The organism is Pseudoalteromonas sp. ASV78, assembly GCF_047806705.1.
Classification (GTDB): Bacteria; Pseudomonadota; Gammaproteobacteria; order Enterobacterales; family Alteromonadaceae; genus Pseudoalteromonas; species Pseudoalteromonas prydzensis_A.
The window spans coordinates 1-947 of the sequence record NZ_JBLOPA010000006.1 but is presented as its reverse complement, the minus strand read 5'-3'; the positions used below and the strand labels follow the sequence as shown (position 1 = coordinate 947).

Annotated in this window: 1 rRNA gene; it reads left to right on the top strand. The window is 50.9% G+C overall.

The window, feature by feature from the left end:
• Positions 1-947: ribosomal RNA gene (locus ACMVDV_RS23295) — 23S ribosomal RNA — on the top strand; the annotation flags it as partial.

The following is a 947-nucleotide window of genomic DNA, read 5'->3' as shown; positions in this document are numbered from 1 at the left end:
AGTGGTAGGGGAGCGTTCTGTAAGCGGTTGAAGGTGTACCGGGAGGTATGCTGGACGTATCAGAAGTGCGAATGCTGACATGAGTAACGATAATGCGGGTGAAAAACCCGCACGCCGGAAGACCAAGGGTTCCTATCCCATGTTAATCAGGGTAGGGTAAGTCGACCCCTAAGGCGAGGCCGAAAGGCGTAGTCGATGGGAAACGGATTAATATTTCCGTACTTGGTATAATTGCGATGGGGGGACGGAGCAGGCTAAGCAAGCATGGCGTTGGTAGTCCATGTGAAAGTGAGTAGGCTAGTGACTTAGGTAAATCCGGGTTGCTGTTAGGCTGAGACACGAGACGAGTCACTAAGGTGATGAAGTTGCTGATGCCATACTTCCAGGAAAAGCCTCTAAGCTTCAGATTATACCGAATCGTACCCCAAACCGACACAGGTGGTCAGGTAGAGAATACTAAGGCGCTTGAGAGAACTCGGGTGAAGGAACTAGGCAAAATCGTACCGTAACTTCGGGAGAAGGTACGCTCCGATTGGTGATGAGACTTGCTCTCTAAGCTGATTGGAGCCGCAGTGACCAGGTGGCTGGGACTGTTTATTAAAAACACAGCACTGTGCAAAATCGCAAGATGACGTATACGGTGTGACACCTGCCCGGTGCCGGAAGGTTAATTGATGGGGTTATCTTCGGAGAAGCTCTTGATCGAAGCCCCGGTAAACGGCGGCCGTAACTATAACGGTCCTAAGGTAGCGAAATTCCTTGTCGGGTAAGTTCCGACCTGCACGAATGGTGTAACCATGGCCACGCTGTCTCCACCCGAGACTCAGTGAAATTGAAATCGCAGTGAAGATGCTGTGTACCCGCGGCTAGACGGAAAGACCCCGTGAACCTTTACTACAGCTTGGCACTGAACATTGAACCTACATGTGTAGGATAGGTGGGAGACT